Raw genomic sequence first — 348 nt, forward strand, 5'->3', positions numbered from 1 at the left:
TTCAATGAAAAACAGGACAGCAAAATGACCTACAAAAGAGATTACGGCTATCAGCCGGGTGTCTGTACCGTCAATGAGCAGTTTGTACTTTATATTGAAAACAGGAACGGAAATTCTGATGCAAAGTCATTTCAAAGGGATACGCTCGAAAGAATTTTTGATCTGCTTGAAACAAAGAAAGTAAAAAAGATTAAAAACTTCCGGGCAGATGCAGCATCGTACCAGTATGAGGTGGTTGCCCTGCTGCAACAGAAAGTGGAACATTTTTACATAGGGTGCAGAAACAGCTATGTCGAGAAATATTTTCCACAGATCTCCAACTGGGAAGTGATGGAGGACAGAAACGGC

Annotated in this window: 1 pseudogene; it reads left to right on the forward strand. The window is 41.1% G+C overall.

What is annotated here, in order from left to right:
- Positions 1–24 precede the first annotated feature (24 nt).
- Positions 25–348: pseudogene (locus tag OQX63_RS23310) on the forward strand (hypothetical protein); the annotation flags it as partial.

This window comes from Pedobacter sp. PF22-3, from assembly GCF_026239555.1.
Lineage (GTDB): Bacteria > Bacteroidota > Bacteroidia > Sphingobacteriales > Sphingobacteriaceae > Pedobacter.